The organism is Peribacillus sp. P4_C12, from assembly GCF_056402095.1.
Map to the genome: position 1 here is coordinate 1 of NZ_JBFUIB010000989.1, position 876 is coordinate 876.

The window sequence follows — 876 nt, forward strand, 5'->3', positions numbered from 1 at the left end:
GGTTGGCAAAGCTGCAATCTTTTTGCCGAAATGTTCCATGGCATACGTTGTAAACGGTTCGATATATCCTTCATAATTCGGTGGAATTCGTACGGTTAATGAATTTCCGCTTTCGGTAACTGAAGGCTCACTCGTATAGGCGCCAATGATAAATTTCTCTTGTTCATTAAAAACCTGCAGCGCCAGAACACCGCCGCTGTGCGGCGTAAATATAATCGGTGTATCATATTCCTGAATTAAGCGTTTAGCATTCGAACCTGTTTCATTCGGTAAGTATTTATCATCCAAAGAAACGAGATTAAGCGTGTATTTTTCCCCATCTACTTCAAACCCGCCGTCATCATTGATTTCATTGACGGCCATTTCCACACCATTTAACGTTCGTTTCCCATACAATGCTGCAGCCCCGCTTAACGGACCGCTAAAACCGATGTTAACGACATTTCCGCCTTTACCTTTTTTACCACTACTTGATGCGGGGCTGTCTCCCTTGTTACAGCCAACCAAAGCAGTTACTACTAGCAGCATGAATACAAATAACACTTTCAGTTGTTTCATATAAATAAATCCCCCATTCTTTTTTTCATGCTCCAATATAGGCTTTCCGTACTTCACCATTAGCCAATAAATCACCTGCTGTTCCTTGAACGACAATTTCCCCATTTTCAAAAACATAACCTTTATCTGCAATGCTGAGGGCAGCATTCGCATTCTGTTCTGCAAGTAGAACGGTGATTCCTTCCCGGTTTATTTCTTCGATCACCTTAAACATCTGTTCCACAATCAAAGGTGCTAGTCCAACCGAAGGCTCATCAAGCATCAGCAGCTTTGGCTTAGACATTAATGCCCTACCTATGGCAAGCATCTGCTGTTGCC

General features: G+C 42.6%; 2 protein-coding genes. Both read right to left on the reverse strand.

The genetic code is table 11. The features are described from left to right. Positions 1-558, reverse strand: a 558-nt coding sequence (locus tag AC1DUW_RS30740; RefSeq protein WP_477644439.1) for an ABC transporter substrate-binding protein, incomplete at its 3' end; no start/stop codon positions are given. Positions 559-583: 25 nt separating this feature from the next. Then, the coding region (locus tag AC1DUW_RS30745) for an ATP-binding cassette domain-containing protein (protein WP_477644440.1) at positions 584-876 on the reverse strand (293 nt) is incomplete at its 5' end.